The organism is Virgibacillus sp. 7505, from assembly GCF_002272135.1.
Classification (GTDB): Bacteria; Bacillota; Bacilli; order Bacillales; family Amphibacillaceae; genus Terribacillus.
The window spans coordinates 168,199-185,366 of record NZ_NPBF01000025.1; the positions used below are offsets into that span (position 1 = coordinate 168,199).

The window sequence follows — 17,168 nt, forward strand, 5'->3', positions numbered from 1 at the left end:
CTATCTGCTATACAGCATGTCCTCTATAATTGTGACAACATCTGATTCGTATCAGCAAAGGAGGATATGCATGTATATGAAACGACAGTTACTTATAGGAATTCTAGTTCTTTTTGGCGCGTTTATTCTGCTTTATCCATCAACAAGTTTCGCCCAAAGCGGAACGGTTGATGTAGACACGACTTTGAATGTCAGGGCAGAGCCGTCCACTTCTTCTGCCATTATCGGAAGTCTGCACCCGGGAGAAACAGTTGATCTGATGGAAGTGGCAAACAACTGGGGCAAGATTACATACAACGGCAAGACAGGCTACGTGAGCATGACTTACATACAGACTGGTTCAGGAGCATTAGAAGGAAAGACGATTGCCATCGATGCTGGCCATGGCGGGAAAGACAGCGGGGCTGTAGCAAACGGTGTGCTTGAAAAAAATGTTGTTCTGCCTATTGCACAGAAAACAGAAGCAAAGCTCAAGGCACAAGGTGCTGACGTAGTCATGACTAGATCCGGGGATACATTCGTTGAGCTGGAAGACCGCGCTGCTAAGGCAAATGCAGCAGGTGCGGATGTGTTTGTCAGTATTCATGCAAATGCTTCATCAGCAACATCTGCCAGCGGTACGGAAGTTTATTATTATCCTGGGTCATCCAGCGGACAGTCACTGGCTTCCAGTGTGCAAAGCGGTCTTGTTAACCAGCTTGGGTCACGTGATCGAGGCATTAAGAGTGCTGATTTCAACGTTCTCCGAAACACAAGTATGCCTGCTGTACTGGCAGAGATCGGATTCGTCACAAATGCTGCGGAAGCGGAGAAGCTTGCATCGAGTGCATATCAGGACAAAGCAGCCACTGGGCTTGTGCAAGGAGTAAAAAAATACGCAGAATAACCTATATATTCACGAAGGTAAAAAGCAGCAAATCCAGTATTTGCTGCTTTTTACCTTCAATTGCTTGGTCAAGTAGCCTATGAAAACTTAAATTTCTTCTGTGTAAAGAGAATTGTAAATTATTTGGTAAGACTATTAGACTATTAATTGGCAACATATTCATCTATAATGGATGGCGAATCTACAAAATTCTACAAATAAGGAAGGGGAATCGTATGCTAGGGAAACATCTGACGCACCGCTCGCTGTTGGTCTTTATTATCGCACTTATAGCAGTTGTTGCTTTTTTGCCGGCAACGAGTTATGCGAATAGCGGAACTATCGACGTATCGACGTCTCTGAATGTAAGAGCGGAGCCTTCTAATGATGCAGAAGTAATCGGTAAGCTGCAAGGCGGACAGGCGATTGAAATCAAGGAAGTCAGTCATGACTGGGGCAAGATAGATTATTATGGGCAAGAAGGATACATAAGTATGGTGTTTGTCAGCGGAATCCAGGATTCTGGATCTGCACAAGCAGATGTGCAGCAGACTTCCCAGACTGCTGACGCAACAGAAGGTTATGTTCAAGTTGCTACATCCTTGAATGTTCGATCGACTCCGAATATGTCAGCTGATGTCGTTGACAGTTTGTATAATGGAGATGCAGTCTCTATTTTGTCAATTGATAATAACTGGGCCCAAATTGAACATAATGGTACAACGGGTTACGTGAGCATGGATTTCATCACGACAAGTGAAAATGAAGCATCTTACAGCCTGTCACCGTTAAAAGGTAAAACAATTGTGATTGATGCAGGTCATGGCGGTAAAGACAGCGGAGCGATCGGAGATTATTTTTACGAGAAGTCAGTCGTTCTCTCCATTGCTTTAAAAACACAGGCTCAGCTGGAGAATTTAGGAGCGAATGTCATCATGACGCGAGACGATGATACATTCGTGGCACTGGAAGCAAGAGCGGCTATGTCAAATGCTTCGAATGCTTCTATGTTCGTGAGCATTCACTTGAATGCCACTTCTGAAGAATATGTCAATGGAACGGAAGTATATTATTATCCGGATGGCGATACGAGTGTACAGCTCGCTTCGACAGTGCAGGATAATCTCTCTTCCCAGTTAGGATCAATTGACCGTGGTACACAGGCGGCTGATTTCAGCGTGCTGCGTAATACCAATGCACCGGCAATCCTGGCGGAAATCGGTTATATCACTAATTCAGCAGAAGCTGCTAATCTGGCAACATCCGGTTATCAGGAAAAAGCTGCTTCTGGAATTGTGAAAGGTCTAGAGAGCTATTATCGATAAAAAAGTGAAACGATGCGGAGTTATTCCGCATCGTTTTTTATTTTGTCAATTCGACGTCCGCAATGTAGTAGGAAGACCCATCTGTTAATTCCTTGTACATCTCGATATAGATCTGGTTTATTTCCTTACCATCCTTATTGAGGATATTGCGCCAATCCTGTCGAACTTGTCCTTTACTGGTGGAAGAGGTCTTCTTGGAATAGAGTCGATGTGCATCCGGGATGATTTCCTTCACATAATTGGAAATGCTCCGCTCTAGCTCATGCCGGATAACTGCTTCTTTGCCTGCAGTGTATGCGTATCGAAATTGCATCTGGCTGTTCGTCCTCCTAAGTATGCTCTATTGATTAGAACGTTTGTTCTTATTTCTAGTATAAAGGATACGCAGTAAGTTGACTAGTGTAATTTGGCAAAGTAAACGTGGTTTGTTTGTGACAAATTATTGAACAGAGCTGGCAGAAAAGGTTCCAAAATGTAAGCGCGTCATTTGCATGCAGTTTGGGTATATAGTAAACTTGGTTTGTAAGGAAAGTAAAGAATGTAAGGAAAACTTGAAAGAAGGGCGAAATCATGGAATTAGCAAAGCTTAGTTCAAAAGGGCAGATCACCGTTCCGAAACATATCCGGGATGTGCTCAGCGTCAAGGAAGGGGAGCATGTTGCATTCGTTGAAGAAGGCGGAATCGTATTCATGGCGAAGGCGGATCTTGATTCGATCCACGATCTGCAGGAAATACTAAGCGACAGTAAGTTCAAGGAAGTCGTCCAGAAAGCAAAACATTTAAAATAGGAGGCATCAGTATGAACATCCGTGAATCAGAATTGCCGGGTATCGGAAGGAAGTTCGAGCTTATGACGGAAAATGACGATAAAGTTGTCGTAATCATCCATGATGATGGCCGTCGGGAAGTTTACCATTACGATGATGAAGATTTGGACGAAAGCATCTCCGGTGTTACTTTCACCGACTCTGAGGCAAGACAGCTAGCTTCTATCATCGGTGGAATGACGTATAAGCCGAAAGCAGTGGAAACAATTGAAGTCGCATTCGATGACCTTGTGATCGAATGGTTTAGGCTTGGCCCGAATGCACCGATTATCGGTAAGTCCATTGGAGAAATCGGCATTCGTCAGAACTACAATATCAATATCATCGGGATCGTTCGTAAAGATCATTCCAAGCAGCTGAATCCAGGTGTTGATTCGATTTTCAAAAGCGGAGATACAATCGTCATTTCCGGCGAGCGGGCAGATATAAAACGTGCCAGCAGTGAACTATTCTTGAAAGAAAGGGGATAGACTATGGACCATTTAGTCTTTGAAGTAGGGACTGCGCTTGTATTAATCGCAATCGCAGCCATACTTGCCAACAAGTTAAACTTCTCCATCATCCCATTCCTCATTATCATCGGGATGCTGGTCGGACCACATGCACCTAGTTTTGGCATCATTAATCTCCAGTTTGTCCACAGTGAAGAAATCATCGCATTCCTCGGACGAATTGGTGTTCTATTCCTCCTGTTCTATCTGGGACTCGAATTTTCAATCGGGAAGCTGATTAAATCAGGTAAAAATATTGTCGTAGGCGGCAGTATCTATATCGGGATCAACTTTGCACTCGGCTTCCTGTATCCGTTCATACTTGGTTTTCCAATCAAGGAAACATTGATCATTGCAGGTGTCATAACAATCAGTTCCAGTGCGATTGTCGCAAAAGTCCTCGTTGATTTGCGCCGTACCGGTAATACGGAAACAGAATTGATTCTAGGTATCATTATGTTTGAGGACATCTTCCTCGCTGTTTATTTATCCACTGTATCAGGCTTGGTACTAGGTGACTCCAATTCCTTGGGAGGAACAATCCTGTCCATTCTGATTGCGCTAGGTTATATGCTGTTGTTCTTCGTCATTGCACGGAAGGCAGCACCTCTTTTAAGCAAGCTTCTACGTATCTCCTCTAATGAGGTATTTATCATTGTCATTTTCGCATCACTATTCTTTATTGCAGGCTTCTCGGAGACAATCCATGTAGCCGAAGCAATCGGTGCGCTCCTGCTCGGGCTTGTATTCTCTGAGACCGATCAAGGTGAGCGGATCGAGCATATGGTTGTCCCATTCCGTGATTTCTTCGGGGCCATCTTCTTCTTCAGTTTTGGTCTGAGCATCGATCCGACAACACTGGGAGACGCTGTATGGCTTGCACTCGGAGCTGTTGCTATCACAATAATCGGTAACTTCGTTGCTGGTATGATTGCAGGACGACGGGCAGGTCTGTCACATAAAGCGTCCACGAACATCGGCCTGACCATTGTCTCCCGTGGAGAATTTTCCATCATCATGGCCAATATAGGTTTGGCGGGAGGACTTATGGGGGTGCTGCAGCCTTTCTCGGCGCTGTACGTGCTGATTCTTGCCATACTTGGCCCATTGATGACAAAAGAATCTAAGCATATCTTCAATTTCCTTAATAAGATATTCAAATGGCAGGAAGTCAAGCCTAAAAGGGTTCGTCAATCCTGATTATAAAAAGAAGGTGCACAATGTGTGCCTTCTTTTTGTTATGCCAATAATTTTACAAGTAAATAGCTTGCGGCAATCCGTGTATGGCAGGTAACATATAAGGAACACTTGTCCAAAATATTCTGTCGAATCCTATTTGAAGGGAATGCTTGCATGACGAAGCTATCAATCTTTCATCCGGCTGTATCGCGGATCATAGATAATATCAATAAAGTGATCATAGGGAAAGAAGAACCAATTGTACTTAGTCTGACTGCGCTGCTCGCTGGAGGTCATGTTCTATTGGAAGATGTTCCTGGTGTGGGCAAGACGATGCTGGTCCGCTCCCTTGCCCGTTCAGTTGACTGTGATTTCAAGCGTATCCAATTCACACCTGATTTATTGCCATCTGATGTTACAGGTGTTTCCATATACAATCCGAAAACGCTGGAATTTGAGTTTCGTCCTGGACCGATTCTAGGGAATATCGTACTTGCCGATGAGATTAACCGTACATCTCCAAAGACACAGTCTGCTTTGCTTGAGGCGATGGAAGAAAAGAATATCACAGTAGAGGGCAATGCACTGCCGCTAGATGATCCGTTCTTTGTAATGGCAACACAGAACCCTGTTGACTACGAAGGAACTTATCCGCTGCCTGAGGCACAGCTGGACCGCTTCCTGCTGAAGATACAGATGGGATATCCGAATGCAAAAGAAGAGATGCAGATGCTTGATGCTGTTGGTATGAAACATCCAATCAATCGCGTCGAGCCTGTCATGACTAAAGCCGATTTGCTGAACATGCAGGAAGCGGCAGCAAACGTGTATGTCGATTCTCAGATACAGCAATATATAGTGGATTTGGCGCAATTATCACGCAGCCATCCGGATGTTTATCTTGGGCTTAGTCCGCGTGGATCTATTGCTATGATGCGGGCTGCGAAGGCATATGCCTATATTCATAACCGCGATTATGTAATCCCGGATGATGTGCAAGTTTTGGCGCCATTTGTTCTAGGCCATCGTATTTTACTCCGTTCAGAGGCACGCTATGATGGGCTGACACCTGAAAGATTGGTTCAGCGTCTGCTGAAGGCTATAGACGTACCTGTCGAGAGGGAATCTGTACATGAAAGGTAAGTTCCGCTTTGTTTTTAAGCTCGTTGGTATAGCCTTGCTGGCTGCCATCCTGTTTTGTTATAGCATGTTCCAAGGCGGTTTTGTGAGCTGGTTCCTATTTTATGCCTTTCTTCCGATTCTGCTTTATGTGCTCCTGATGCTGGGCTACCCACTCAGCAGCTGGAAGGTGGATCGTACGCTTTCCAAATCATATATCAGGAGCGGCGGAGAAGTGACCGTCGAAATCAGCTTGACTCGTCGTTTCCCTTTCCCGCTTGTATATTTAGAAATGGAAGATTTGTATGACAGATCCTTGCTGAAGGTGAGCAGACCAGATGGAACACTCCAGATTTCCCATTTGCGTCAGCCTAAGCAGCATATTCTGTTTCCTTGGTTCCGGAGGCATCTCCGAGTCAGTTATGTGCTGGATAGACTTCCGCGAGGTGAGCATAGCTTTCATCAAATTCGTCTGCGTACTGGCGACCCATTTCAACTGGTCGAAAAAGAAGCGGTTTTTGAAGTCATGCAGAAGCTGCATGTTTACCCAGCTGAAAGAGAGATTACAGTCGGGAATCCGCAAAGCGTCTTTGAAGAAGGCGCTGCTGTTGCTTATGCTCCGCGTTCAAAGCAGACGAGCGTCGTCTCTGGCATACGGGAGTACACCCCGGGTGACCGGTTCAGCTGGATCGACTGGAAAGCTTCCGCCAGAAAACAGGATATGATGACGAAGGAATTCGAACAGGAAAAAAGTGCAGATGTACTTGTCGCATTTGATAGAAGGGGAACCGGACAGACGGCAGATCTTTTTGAATATGCAGTCGTCATTGCTTTTTCTGTCTATCAGAAGCTGAAAAGCAGAAATGAGCAAGTCGGTTTCATCAGCATCGGCAATTCAGCCAAGTGGCTGCCTGCCGCAATGGGCAGTGCGCAGCTTCAGCGTGTGCAGCAGTATTTGACTACTGTACAGCAGGAGCAGGAACAGCCGCGGCTTCAGGCATTGGCAGCAGAACTGTCACGACAGCCTAAAGGGTCGACAGTCTACTATGTAACAACCGATTTGGACAGCCGGGAGCTGGCTGTGCTGCGCAAACTAAGGCAGAGCGGCTATCTACTGACCATTTTATACATCTATCGCCACGCTGAAGTCGGAACCAAGGAAAAGAACCTTATACGGGAAGTTCGCCAGCTTGGTCATCTAATGGACATCTATCCGATTCAGCAAACAGCCAAAACGGAGGTGCAGCGGAATGAGTAGAAGGGTCGGTCAATTACAATGGCTGCGTTATCTTATCTTTGTGTGTGGATTCCTTTTGTTTTGGGAATGGCTTCGTCCGCTTGATCAGATCAGCGATACAGGCAATTTGCCAGTCTTTGTCGTGTTCACAGCTATCTGCTTCCTGTTGTCCGCTCTCAAGCTGCGCTGGTGGCTTAGCTTTTTGTTGAAGTTCATTTTGATGGTATTAGTTCTGCAAGTATTTCTAATGCAGGAAAACTTGATATCCGGAAGCTGGTTCACTTTCATCCTATCGGAGCTGCAAAGCAATCTCAAATTGCTCTTCACTGGCGAATTTGCATTCCTTACGCCATTTTTTAGAACGCTATTATTTTTGACTCTGCTTTGGCTGATGAGCTATTTGCTTTATTACTGGTTCATTGTTGCCAATCGCATTTTCTTCTTTATTATCATGACATTCCTGTACATCGGGATACTTGATACGTTTACACCTTATGATGGCAGCGGAGCAATTGTCCGTGTCTTTCTGATCAGCTTTTTCGCGATGGGGATTTCTGCCTTCGCGAGGCTATATCAGGGCGGAGAAAAACGGCAGTTTCCGAAGCAAGTTCTGCTCTGGAGTATCCCGCTTCTATCCATACTTGCCGTTTCGGCTGCGGTAGGCTATGCAGCACCGAAGCTCCCGCCGCAATGGGCTGATCCCGTGCCATTCATCCAAACGATGTCAGATAACAACAATGAAAATGAAGGAGAAGGCGGTATTCAAAAAGTCGGATACGGAGAAAATGATTCCCGTCTGGGGGGACCGTTCGTACAAGATAATTCCATTGCCTTCTGGGCAGCAACAGATGCAAGCGGTTATTGGCGTGTTGACAGTAAAGATGTGTATACAGGAAAAGGCTGGGAACGCTCAAGAGAGGCAGAACCGCAAAGCTTCCAGAGCGGCGATCCGGTCGGAATCGATCTTTACACGGAAAATGTAGCTACGGAAGCGCGGGAAGCAATCGTCTATCCTAGTCAAAATCAAGTGCTGGACAGGCTCGTATATCCTTATGGTGTGCAGACATTTTTCAGCGGCCAAGTAGGAGCTGCAGTTGATTCGGATTTCGGAGTGGTGGAAACATTCAATCGAGCCCAGTATCCAGATGAGAATTACACAATTGCCTTCGAGGAACCACAGTATAATATCGAAGACCTGCGCAATGATTCTGAGCTGGATGACGACAATACCCATTATCGTTATACGCAGCTGCCTGAGAATTTGCCGGAGCGCGTCCGTGATTTGGCTGCGGAGATAACTTCTTCTGCCAATACACGGTATGATAAAGCGAGGGCAGTGGAACAATATTTCAATCAAAACGGATTCCAGTATCAGACACAGGATATACCTGTACCGGAAGATGATCAGGACTATGTCGATCAGTTTCTATTTGAAAGCAAAATCGGGTATTGTGATAACTTTTCTTCTGCAATGGTCGTACTGTTACGATCAGCTGATATTCCTGCGCGCTGGGTGAAAGGGTTCACGGCAGGACAGCCGGGCTCGAACCCGAATATATCCACTCCAGATGGGATGTCCTCTTATATCGTTACGAACGGAAATGCCCATTCATGGGTGGAGGTGTATTTCCCGGAAACTGGTTGGGTTCCGTTTGAACCAACGCAAGGATTTACGAACCCTGCAGAGTTTACTAGTGATGAAGATGCGGCAGAAGAAACTCCAGAAGCAGAAACAGATACGCCTGAACAGGAAGAACAAAGTCCGGCTCCAGAGCAGCCAGAAGAGCAGCAGGAAGAAGAACAGGTGGCAGATAGCCAGACGGCTAGTAATTCACTTCATCCACTGTATTGGATTATTCCGTCGGCCGTACTTTTATTAGCCGCTATTGCCTTGTATTTCACCCGATATAAATGGCTGACAGCCTATTACATTCGAAAATACCGGAATGAACAATCCGAGGAGACATATGGTAAAGCCTATCATTATTTGCTGCGGCTGCTGGCGCATAAGGGATTCAAGCGTCATTCTGGTCAGACACTCAGGGAATATGCCGCTACAATTGATCAGGAATTCGGCAATAAACGGATGTCTGAGCTTACGAGCGAATACGAAAGAATTCTGTACCGCAATGAAAAAAGTGCACCTGCATGGATAAATGCTGTAGAATTGTGGGAAAATTTAATTAAACAAGCGGCATCTTGACCCATTTTGGGCACATTGATAGAATAAGAGGCAATAAGCACCTTCAGAAGGACGCAGTACAGTGCTGCTGACGTTTGTGAAGGCTTGAGCCGACAACGTTACTTTTGCTGGATTCCGCCTTGAACATGGCGCGGATTCAGCTTCTGTTTTTTCAAGACGTGATAAAGGTAAAATGTGGTGCATGCACCCGACCTGCTTATATCTAGAGAATAATGAAGGAGTGGACAGACTTTGGATATCGATACAGATATGATATTGGTACTGGACTTTGGAAGCCAGTACAATCAATTGATCACAAGAAGGATCCGGGAGTTCGGTGTATACAGCGAATTACATTCCCACAAACTGACAGCAGATGAGATTCGCAAGATGAACCCGAAAGGAATCATCCTTTCCGGCGGACCGCACAGTGTATATGACGAAAATAGCTTCCGCTGTGACGAAGAAATCTTCGAACTAGGAATTCCAGTATTGGGTATCTGCTACGGTATGCAGCTGATGATGCAGCATTTCGGAGGAAATGTCCAGCGTGCTGACAGCCGGGAATACGGCCGTGCGGAAATCACATTGACAAACCCATCTGTCATCTTTAAAGATTCACCGGAAAAACAGCTAGTCTGGATGAGCCATGGTGATAAAGTATTGGATCCAGCACCAGGCTTCAGCGTCGATGCTACAAGCCCGTCCACCCCAGTTGCTGCCATCAGCAACAAAGATCGTAACCTTTATGGTGTTCAGTACCACCCTGAAGTGCGCCATTCCGAGTACGGAAACCATATGCTGAAGCAGTTCGTTTTTGACGTCTGCCATGCAAAAGCGGAATGGACAATGGAGAACTTCATCGAAATGGAAACAGAAAAGATCCGCCAGCAAGTCGGTGACAAAAATGTCCTATGTGCATTGAGCGGCGGAGTGGACTCTTCCGTAGTAGCTGCTCTTATCCACAAAGCAATCGGCGACCAGCTGACATGTATTTTCGTGGATCATGGTTTGCTTCGTAAAAACGAAGGTGCAATGGTTGAGAAGACTTTCCGTGACGAATTCAAAATCAACTTGGTTGCAGTGCACGCTCAAGACCGTTTCTTGGGCAAGCTGAAAGGCGTTTCCGATCCAGAACAGAAACGTAAAATCATCGGTAATGAATTCATCTATGTATTCGATGATGAAGCATCCAAGCTTGAAAACATGGATTTCCTTGCACAAGGTACACTGTACACAGACATCGTTGAAAGTGGTACAGAAACAGCACAGACGATCAAATCTCACCATAACGTGGGCGGACTGCCGGAAGATATGCAGTTTGAATTGATCGAGCCATTGAAAACATTGTTCAAAGATGAAGTACGTGAACTAGGAACAGAGCTTGGTTTGCCGGATGCAATCGTTCACCGTCAGCCGTTCCCAGGTCCTGGACTAGCAATCCGAGTCATCGGTGAAATCACAGAAGAGAAACTGGAAATCGTCCGCGAATCCGATGCCATCCTGCATGAGGAGATTGCGAAAGCTGGTCTTGAACGTGATATCTGGCAGTACTTCACTGTCCTTCCTGGCTTCAAGAGCGTTGGTGTAATGGGAGATGCTCGTACGTATGATTACACGCTAGGTATTCGTGCGGTAACTAGTATCGATGGAATGACATCCGACTGGGCTCGTATCCCTTGGGATGTATTGGAGCGTATCTCTGTACGCTTCGTCAATGAAGTGAATCATGTAAACCGCGTCGTGTATGACATAACTAGTAAGCCACCAGCAACAATCGAGTGGGAATAAAAAAAGAGGCCATGCTATCAATCAGATAGCATGGCCTCTTTTTGTATAAGCAAATTGTTTTTTTCGGAATGCTGGTCACATATGAGCTCGTGAATGGAAAGCAATTCATACAGATAGATGCTCTCAATCGGAAAGTAGCCATCTTCCGGATCTTTCGGCATGTCGATGTTCCAGAATAGCTGGAACAAGTCATGGAACAGTCTTTCATCTGACACCTGATCTTCCTTCATCCAATGTGACATTCTTTCTTGGACTGCTTCAGCTGCTGCACTAAAACGGTTGCGCTGTTCTATATTCCAATGCAGCTGTTTGCCGCTTCGCCCAGCGTGAATCAAATTCCAAAGATGGTAATGGACTAATTTCAGCTTCTGAGTCAGGGCGGCCTCTTTATCCAGTACCGCTTTCGCATTTGAAGTTGGAAAATGATAACGGATTTCCTGTTGCTGGTGCTGCACATACTGTTCCAGGAGCAGCCTTTGGTCGGTCAGCTGGCGGAATGATGCTGTCAAACTTTGGACTGGCTGGTCTCCTTGTGTTTGCCTAATCCGTATCTCGACAAAGGCATGAAGCAGCTCATTTGTATGCGATATAACCAAATCTAACTGCTGACGAGATTTCTTGAAGTAATCTGGCGGCAGGATAAACATATTAACCAAAGTAGAAATGATGATTCCAATGACGCTTCCGCCGAGACGGGCCCAGAAATCCGCCCATAAACTAGTATGCTCAACGTCGATCATAGCAACCGCTGTAATCGTTGCTACAATCAAACCTGCATGGAGCTTCAGTTTGTAGCAAACCAGAATCGTCAAAAAAGCCGCTGCCGTGTAGGTCAGCGGAGAAGCTCCGAATAAATAGATGGAAAGAACGGAAAATGCTGCTCCGACCATACTGGCTGGTAAACGGATCAGACCTTTTTGTATGGATGCATGAATTGTCGGCTCAATCGTCACGATAGCGGCAATGACCGCAAAAGCCGGAGATATGTGTACGATTTCACAAATTAATGCAGTAAAAAACACAGCAATCCCTGTCTTGATGACACGACTGCCGATGAAATACTTCTTCACTTTATGTCAACACCTTTGATGGATCATGTTTACATTATAAAGTGTATATAGCTGGCAGGCAATGGTTGTAACTGGAAGAGTTATGGGGCTTGGAGCATGTTTTTTGAAGTGATGGTATAACCGCAGTAAGTTACGGGTAAAAGAAGAAAATACTTTGACCGGTAACTCAGGGGGTAGCCATGATAATCAATTTAATGAAACAGAATAAAGTCAATTTCAAACGTATTTACGGTACTTCCAGTACGATTGCCAATAACGTCCGTTTTGATTCCCGTTTTATAGCGAAACATGATGTTTTTGTTTGTATACAAGGGGATAATCATGATGGGCACGCCTTTATCGAGGATAGTATTGCGCAAGGTGCTTCTATCATTGTAGGAACGGATGAAGAATTGTTGAAATCCTATTATCGCCAGTATGAGGATTGCACCTTCCTTGTCGTAGAGGATGCTCGGCTGGCGATGGCGCAGATGGCAGTGTTGCTATCAGATGAGGCCTGGAAAAAGCTTGTTACAGTTGCTGTCACCGGAACAAATGGGAAAACGACAGTTGCGGCTTATGTCCGATCTTTGCTGAATCAGCTTCAGCTTCGGACTACGTCAATTGGAACCTGCGGTATCATTACGTCTAAAGAGAAAATCAATTTCTTTAAAAGTACGCCTACTACTCCGGAATCTGCTGATCTGCATGTGCTTTTCAAACAGCTGGCGATGGAGGGGGAGAAGGCGGTTGTGATGGAGGCAACGTCTATTGCATTGGATCAAAAGCGTACCGCATCCATGACATTTGATGTTGCAATTCATACGAATTTATCGCCAGAGCACTTGGAATTCCATGGAACGATGGAGAATTATAAGCGGGCGAAGATGAAATTATTTGAACAAGCCGCTACTGCGATCGTAAATATAGATGACGAAGGAATGGCGCAGGATATTCTGGATACGTACCAAGGGAAGTTGCTGACATATAGCCTTAAGAGAAATAGCGGGGCAGATTTGATTGCCTCAAATATACACACAGATGCGCTTGGTATCCAATTTGAGCTTTATACAAATGGAAGCTCCTATACAATTCATGCACCGATTTATGGTGAGTACAATGTGGCTAATCTTCTTGCAGCAATAGGGACAGCGATGCAGCTTGGTTTTGATCTGGAAGAAATCGTGGATGTCTTAGCAACAATCGAAAGTCCCGAGGGGCGTTTTGAGGTAATCGAACAGTACGGCGGCAGGAAAATCATTCTCGATTATGCCCACACTCCAGCTGCATTGGATCAGCTCCTGACGGCGGTAAACGCTATTCCGCATCGTCGCTTGATTGTAATGATATTGGGAGTCGGTATCAGGGATTTCGGGAAGATGCCGAAAATGGCAGAGACAATCGAGGGAAGAGCTGATGAGATTGTAGTGTCTGTTGATCATCCAGGCCATCATGATCCGAAAATCATCATCGATGCGGTGTGTAAGGGCTTTACTGACCGAGTGCATAATGTGTCCACGGCAAAGACGAGAGCCGAAGCTGTCTGTCTTGCACTAGATCTCAGCGAAGAAGGAGATATTGTCCTGCTTACAGGCGGACAAATCAACGGCGCGCAGTTCGTTAGAGGAAAAGCTATACCACATTCTGATCACGCTATCATTCGATCATATTTTGAAGAACAACATGCAGAAAAGGTGCAACCCACTATCAGTTGAATAGGATGGAAACGATTACTAATACTATTCTTAGGTACATTTACCGAAAAAACATTGACGAAGCAGGCAAAATGCTTTTATAGTGAAAGAGTATTAATACTATATATTTTCGTCTTCGTATAATTTTGGGAATATGGCCCATGAGTTTCTACCAGGTTACCGTCATTAACCTGACTACGCTGACATTTCGATCTGAGTTACATAATCAGATGTGGTGTAGATAAGAAACGCTTCTTGCCCTTGGCAGAAGTGTTTTTTATTTGAAAGCTTATCCTGCCCAATCGAAGCAACAGGAGGAGTAACAAGTTATGAAACGTTTTTTCCGTTTTGACGAATTGAACACATCTTACCGGACTGAGATAATCGCCGGTATCACGACATTTTTGTCGATGGCATATATCCTGTTCGTCAATCCGAATGTGCTGACTCTGCAAGGCGTGCCTGACAGCGCAATAAATGGCGGCCGTATGGACGCTGGCGCAATCTTCACTGCTACAGCTATCGCTTCCGCAATTGGTACCCTGATCATGGGTGTTTTCGCTAAATTGCCAATAGCACTCGCTCCAGGTATGGGGTTGAATGCATTCTTCGCTTTCACGGTTGTGCTTACTTATGGAATTCCATGGGAAACTGCATTGGCAGGCGTACTTGCTTCTGGTGTGATTTTCATGATTCTATCTCTTTCTGGTTTGCGAGAACTTTTAATCAATGCGATCCCGCCGACCTTGAAGCTGGCAGTCGGTGCTGGTATTGGACTTTTCATTGCTTTCATCGGTCTGAAGAACGCGAATCTCGTAGTTATGAGTGAAGATACGGTTGTGGCTCTTGGCGATATCCACAGCGGTCCGGCGCTATTAGCTATCTTTGGTATCTTTGTTACAGCAATCCTCTTGGTTATCGGATTCCGTGCAGCAATTTTCATTGGAATGATCATTACAGCGGCAGCAGGTATGATTGTCGGCTTGATCGATCCTCCAACTGCAGTTGGTGACGTTGTCGGAAGTGTACCAAGCCTTGCACCTACATTTGGTGCAGCATTTTCTCATTTCGGTGATATTTTCACAATCCAAATGCTGACTGTCATCCTGACTTTCCTATTTGTCGATTTCTTCGACACAGCAGGTACATTGGTTGCAGTTGCCAGCAAAGCTGGTTTGATGAAAGATGGTAAATTGCCGAATCCTGGACAAGCGTTGCTTGCAGATTCCGGTGCGACAGTTGCAGGTGCTATCTTAGGTACTTCCAATACTACTGCATATGTTGAATCGACTACAGGCGTAGGCGCAGGGGGAAGATCTGGCTTCACAGCCGTCGTTACTGCAATCTGTTTCCTGTTGGCATTATTTTTCAGCCCGCTGTTATCTGTCATCACCAATGAAGTAACAGCTCCAGCTTTGATTGTGGTTGGTGTCCTGATGGCCACTTCCTTGAAGGAAATTGAATGGAATAAAACAGAGCTTGCTGTACCAGCTTTCTTTACGATTCTCATGATGCCGCTCACAGGCAGTATCGCTACTGGTATTGCAGTTGGTTTCATCTTCTATCCGCTTACTTTACTTGCAAAAGGGCGCGCGAAGGAAATCCATCCTGTCATGTGGTTCTTGTTCGTTGTATTCCTGTTATACTTCATCTTTTTGGCATAATAGAAGCCGCTCCTATCGGGGCGGTTTTTTAGTTGGGTGAAAATTGACAGTTTTGTGATCGGATTTTACCTTTATGCGTTGATTGCGGCGGTGACGGGTATAATTGTATTATACTTACGAGAGATTAAAATCGTCTGTCAGCGGGCGAGGAGGAGGAGTACCTATGAGTAACCGTTCAGTGAAGCTGGCTTGGTTCAGCTTACTGGCATTTATCGCAGTCATCGTCGTCAATTACCTGTCCAACGCCTTGCCGCTCGGAGGGAAGAACACCCGTCAACTATCTGATCAGCTTGATGTATTATTTCAGCCAGCAGGTTATGCTTTCAGTATTTGGGGAGTTATTTATTTGTTCACTTTTATTTGGGTCATCCGCTTATTTCTGCGGTCGACACGTGAAACAGAATGGTATGGAAAGGCAGCTGGAGCTTTCGTAGCGAGCTGTATCTTCAACATTGCCTGGCTATTCACTTTCCATTATCAGCTATTCAGCATTTCTATCATTCCGATGGTGGCGCTGCTGGTCTCCTTGATTATTCTGTATCAAACCATTGCCACTTCATCTGACCGACGGAAATTTGATTTGTTCCCGTTTTCGATTTATATCGGCTGGGTTTCCGTCGCGACAATTCTGAATGTCGGCATTTTATTTGTATCGCTAGGGATTGATAATATTGAAGGATGGCTTTTGTCAGGAGAAGTATGGACAATCATCATTCTAATCGCCGGTGCAATTCTGGCTATTGGCTTTATGCATGTTTTCCGGGATAGTGTCTATCCGCTTGTATTCATTTGGGCGTATTTTGCCATTGCTGCTGCGAGGGCAGAAGAGTTCCCGGCTATTACAGCGATAGCTAGTATCATGGCAGTGATCATATTGATTGCGATACCGATTCATTTGTTCCGCAGGAAAAAACGTAAGTATGGATATTGATTCAATAAGGTACTAATTTTTTTGTGTAAGAGGAGGATGCAAGTTGCTGGAAATACCGCTCGTCATGCTGCTGATCATCTTTGTTGTTAACATCGTTTACGTAAGTCTTAATACATTGCGTGTCATCCTCACATTAAAAGGAAGACGGTATATTGCAGCAGGCGTCAGTGTATTCGAGATTACGATCTATACGATTGGTCTTGGCCTAGTCCTAGACAATTTGGATCAAATCCAGAACCTGATTGCCTATGCACTTGGCTTCGGAATCGGTGTCATTCTCGGTTCGAAGATAGAAGAGAAGCTGGCACTCGGCTACATTACCGTCAACGTCATCTCATCCGACCCGAGTATCGAGTTTACGAGACGACTTCGTGAAAAGGGTTATGGCGTTACCAGCTGGTTTGCTTACGGTATGGACGGGGACCGACTTGCCATGCAGATCCTGACACCTCGTAAATACGAACTTCAGTTGTATGAGGCTATTAAAGAAGTCGATCCGAAGGCTTTTATCATTGCCTACGAGCCTCGTCAAATCTTTGGCGGTTTCTGGGTGAAAAGTGTAAAGAGGGAGCGTATTCGTAATGCCAAAAGAAAAGAAGCCGGCAAAGAAACGATTTGAGCTCGGTGAGAATGAGACAATCGATGCTTGCTTGGATCGTATCAAAGCAGAGGGTTATCTGCCAGTCCGGAAGATGGAAGAACCAATTTTTCGAGAGACCACCGAGAATGGAACAAAGAAGGTAGAACCGATCGGAAGGAAAGTTATTTTTGATACGAAATTACTAAAAACCGAACATTAAATATAACAATTTA

16 protein-coding genes and 1 riboswitch are annotated in these 17,168 nt (G+C 45.1%); of the genes, 14 read left to right on the forward strand and 2 right to left on the reverse strand.

Going from position 1 to position 17,168, the window contains the following annotated elements; genetic code table 11:
- The first annotated feature begins 70 nt into the window (after nt 1-70).
- Both CHH91_RS10625 and CHH91_RS10630 read left to right on the forward strand, forming a co-directional pair.
- Complete coding sequence (locus CHH91_RS10625; RefSeq protein WP_217973721.1) at nt 71-886, forward strand: N-acetylmuramoyl-L-alanine amidase; 816 nt, start codon at nt 71-73, stop codon at nt 884-886.
- A 215-nt stretch (nt 887-1,101) separates the two neighbouring features.
- Entirely contained in the window at nt 1,102-2,190 is a 1,089-nt protein-coding gene (locus CHH91_RS10630; protein WP_095223417.1) for an N-acetylmuramoyl-L-alanine amidase family protein, read from the forward strand.
- A 37-nt stretch (nt 2,191-2,227) separates the two neighbouring features.
- Here the strand turns inward: CHH91_RS10630 and CHH91_RS10635 are convergent, their stop codons facing one another.
- Nucleotides 2,228-2,503, reverse strand: a complete 276-nt coding sequence (locus CHH91_RS10635; protein ID WP_095223418.1) for a hypothetical protein — start codon at nt 2,501-2,503, stop codon at nt 2,228-2,230.
- 257 nt (nt 2,504-2,760) lie between these two features.
- On the opposite strand from CHH91_RS10635, the gene CHH91_RS10640 reads away from it, so the two are divergent.
- The 7 genes from CHH91_RS10640 to guaA all read left to right on the forward strand — a co-directional run bounded on the left by CHH91_RS10640 (nt 2,761) and on the right by guaA (nt 11,017).
- Nucleotides 2,761-2,979: an AbrB/MazE/SpoVT family DNA-binding domain-containing protein gene (locus tag CHH91_RS10640; protein ID WP_095223419.1), complete on the forward strand. Its 219-nt coding sequence runs from the start codon at nt 2,761-2,763 to the stop codon at nt 2,977-2,979.
- Between the two features lie 11 nt (nt 2,980-2,990).
- A complete protein-coding gene (locus tag CHH91_RS10645) occupies nt 2,991-3,488 on the forward strand; it encodes a cation:proton antiporter regulatory subunit (protein ID WP_095223420.1) in 498 nt (165 codons plus the stop codon).
- Nucleotides 3,489-3,491: 3 nt separating this feature from the next.
- Complete coding sequence (locus CHH91_RS10650) at nt 3,492-4,709, forward strand: cation:proton antiporter (protein ID WP_095223421.1); 1,218 nt, start codon at nt 3,492-3,494, stop codon at nt 4,707-4,709.
- A gap of 153 nt (nt 4,710-4,862) precedes the next feature.
- A complete protein-coding gene (locus CHH91_RS10655) occupies nt 4,863-5,831 on the forward strand; it encodes an AAA family ATPase (protein WP_095223422.1) in 969 nt (322 codons plus the stop codon).
- On the forward strand, nt 5,821-7,065 hold the full coding sequence (locus CHH91_RS10660) for a DUF58 domain-containing protein (RefSeq protein WP_095223423.1): 1,245 nt from the start codon (nt 5,821-5,823) through the stop codon (nt 7,063-7,065). The genes CHH91_RS10655 and CHH91_RS10660 overlap by 11 nt, the downstream gene beginning before the upstream one ends.
- Nucleotides 7,058-9,247, forward strand: coding sequence for a DUF4129 domain-containing transglutaminase family protein (locus tag CHH91_RS10665; RefSeq protein ID WP_095223424.1), 2,190 nt, complete (start codon nt 7,058-7,060; stop codon nt 9,245-9,247). The genes CHH91_RS10660 and CHH91_RS10665 overlap by 8 nt, the downstream gene beginning before the upstream one ends.
- 249 nt (nt 9,248-9,496) lie before the next feature.
- Complete coding sequence (gene guaA, locus CHH91_RS10670) at nt 9,497-11,017, forward strand: glutamine-hydrolyzing GMP synthase (protein ID WP_095223608.1); 1,521 nt, start codon at nt 9,497-9,499, stop codon at nt 11,015-11,017.
- Between the two features lie 17 nt (nt 11,018-11,034).
- Here guaA and CHH91_RS10675 read toward each other — a convergent pair whose 3' ends face one another.
- On the reverse strand, nt 11,035-12,087 hold the full coding sequence (locus CHH91_RS10675) for an FUSC family protein (RefSeq protein ID WP_095223425.1): 1,053 nt from the start codon (nt 12,085-12,087) through the stop codon (nt 11,035-11,037).
- Between the two features lie 179 nt (nt 12,088-12,266).
- On the opposite strand from CHH91_RS10675, the gene CHH91_RS10680 reads away from it, so the two are divergent.
- The 5 genes from CHH91_RS10680 (at nt 12,267) to CHH91_RS10700 (ending at nt 17,155) form a co-directional block, all read left to right on the forward strand.
- The gene (locus tag CHH91_RS10680; protein ID WP_095223426.1) at nt 12,267-13,781 is read left to right on the forward strand and encodes a UDP-N-acetylmuramoyl-L-alanyl-D-glutamate--2,6-diaminopimelate ligase; all 1,515 of its coding nucleotides are present in this window, start codon (nt 12,267-12,269) and stop codon (nt 13,779-13,781) included.
- 95 nt (nt 13,782-13,876) lie between these two features.
- Nucleotides 13,877-13,978: riboswitch (purine riboswitch) on the forward strand.
- 111 nt (nt 13,979-14,089) lie between these two features.
- On the forward strand, nt 14,090-15,424 hold the full coding sequence (locus CHH91_RS10685) for an NCS2 family permease (protein WP_095223427.1): 1,335 nt from the start codon (nt 14,090-14,092) through the stop codon (nt 15,422-15,424).
- Between the two features lie 163 nt (nt 15,425-15,587).
- On the forward strand, nt 15,588-16,355 hold the full coding sequence (locus CHH91_RS10690; RefSeq protein WP_095223428.1) for a tryptophan-rich sensory protein: 768 nt from the start codon (nt 15,588-15,590) through the stop codon (nt 16,353-16,355).
- A gap of 43 nt (nt 16,356-16,398) precedes the next feature.
- Nucleotides 16,399-16,974, forward strand: a complete 576-nt coding sequence (locus CHH91_RS10695) for a DUF2179 domain-containing protein (protein WP_095223429.1) — start codon at nt 16,399-16,401, stop codon at nt 16,972-16,974.
- The gene (locus CHH91_RS10700; RefSeq protein WP_095223430.1) at nt 16,937-17,155 is read left to right on the forward strand and encodes an NETI motif-containing protein; all 219 of its coding nucleotides are present in this window, start codon (nt 16,937-16,939) and stop codon (nt 17,153-17,155) included. The genes CHH91_RS10695 and CHH91_RS10700 overlap by 38 nt, the downstream gene beginning before the upstream one ends.
- Nucleotides 17,156-17,168 lie beyond the last annotated feature (13 nt).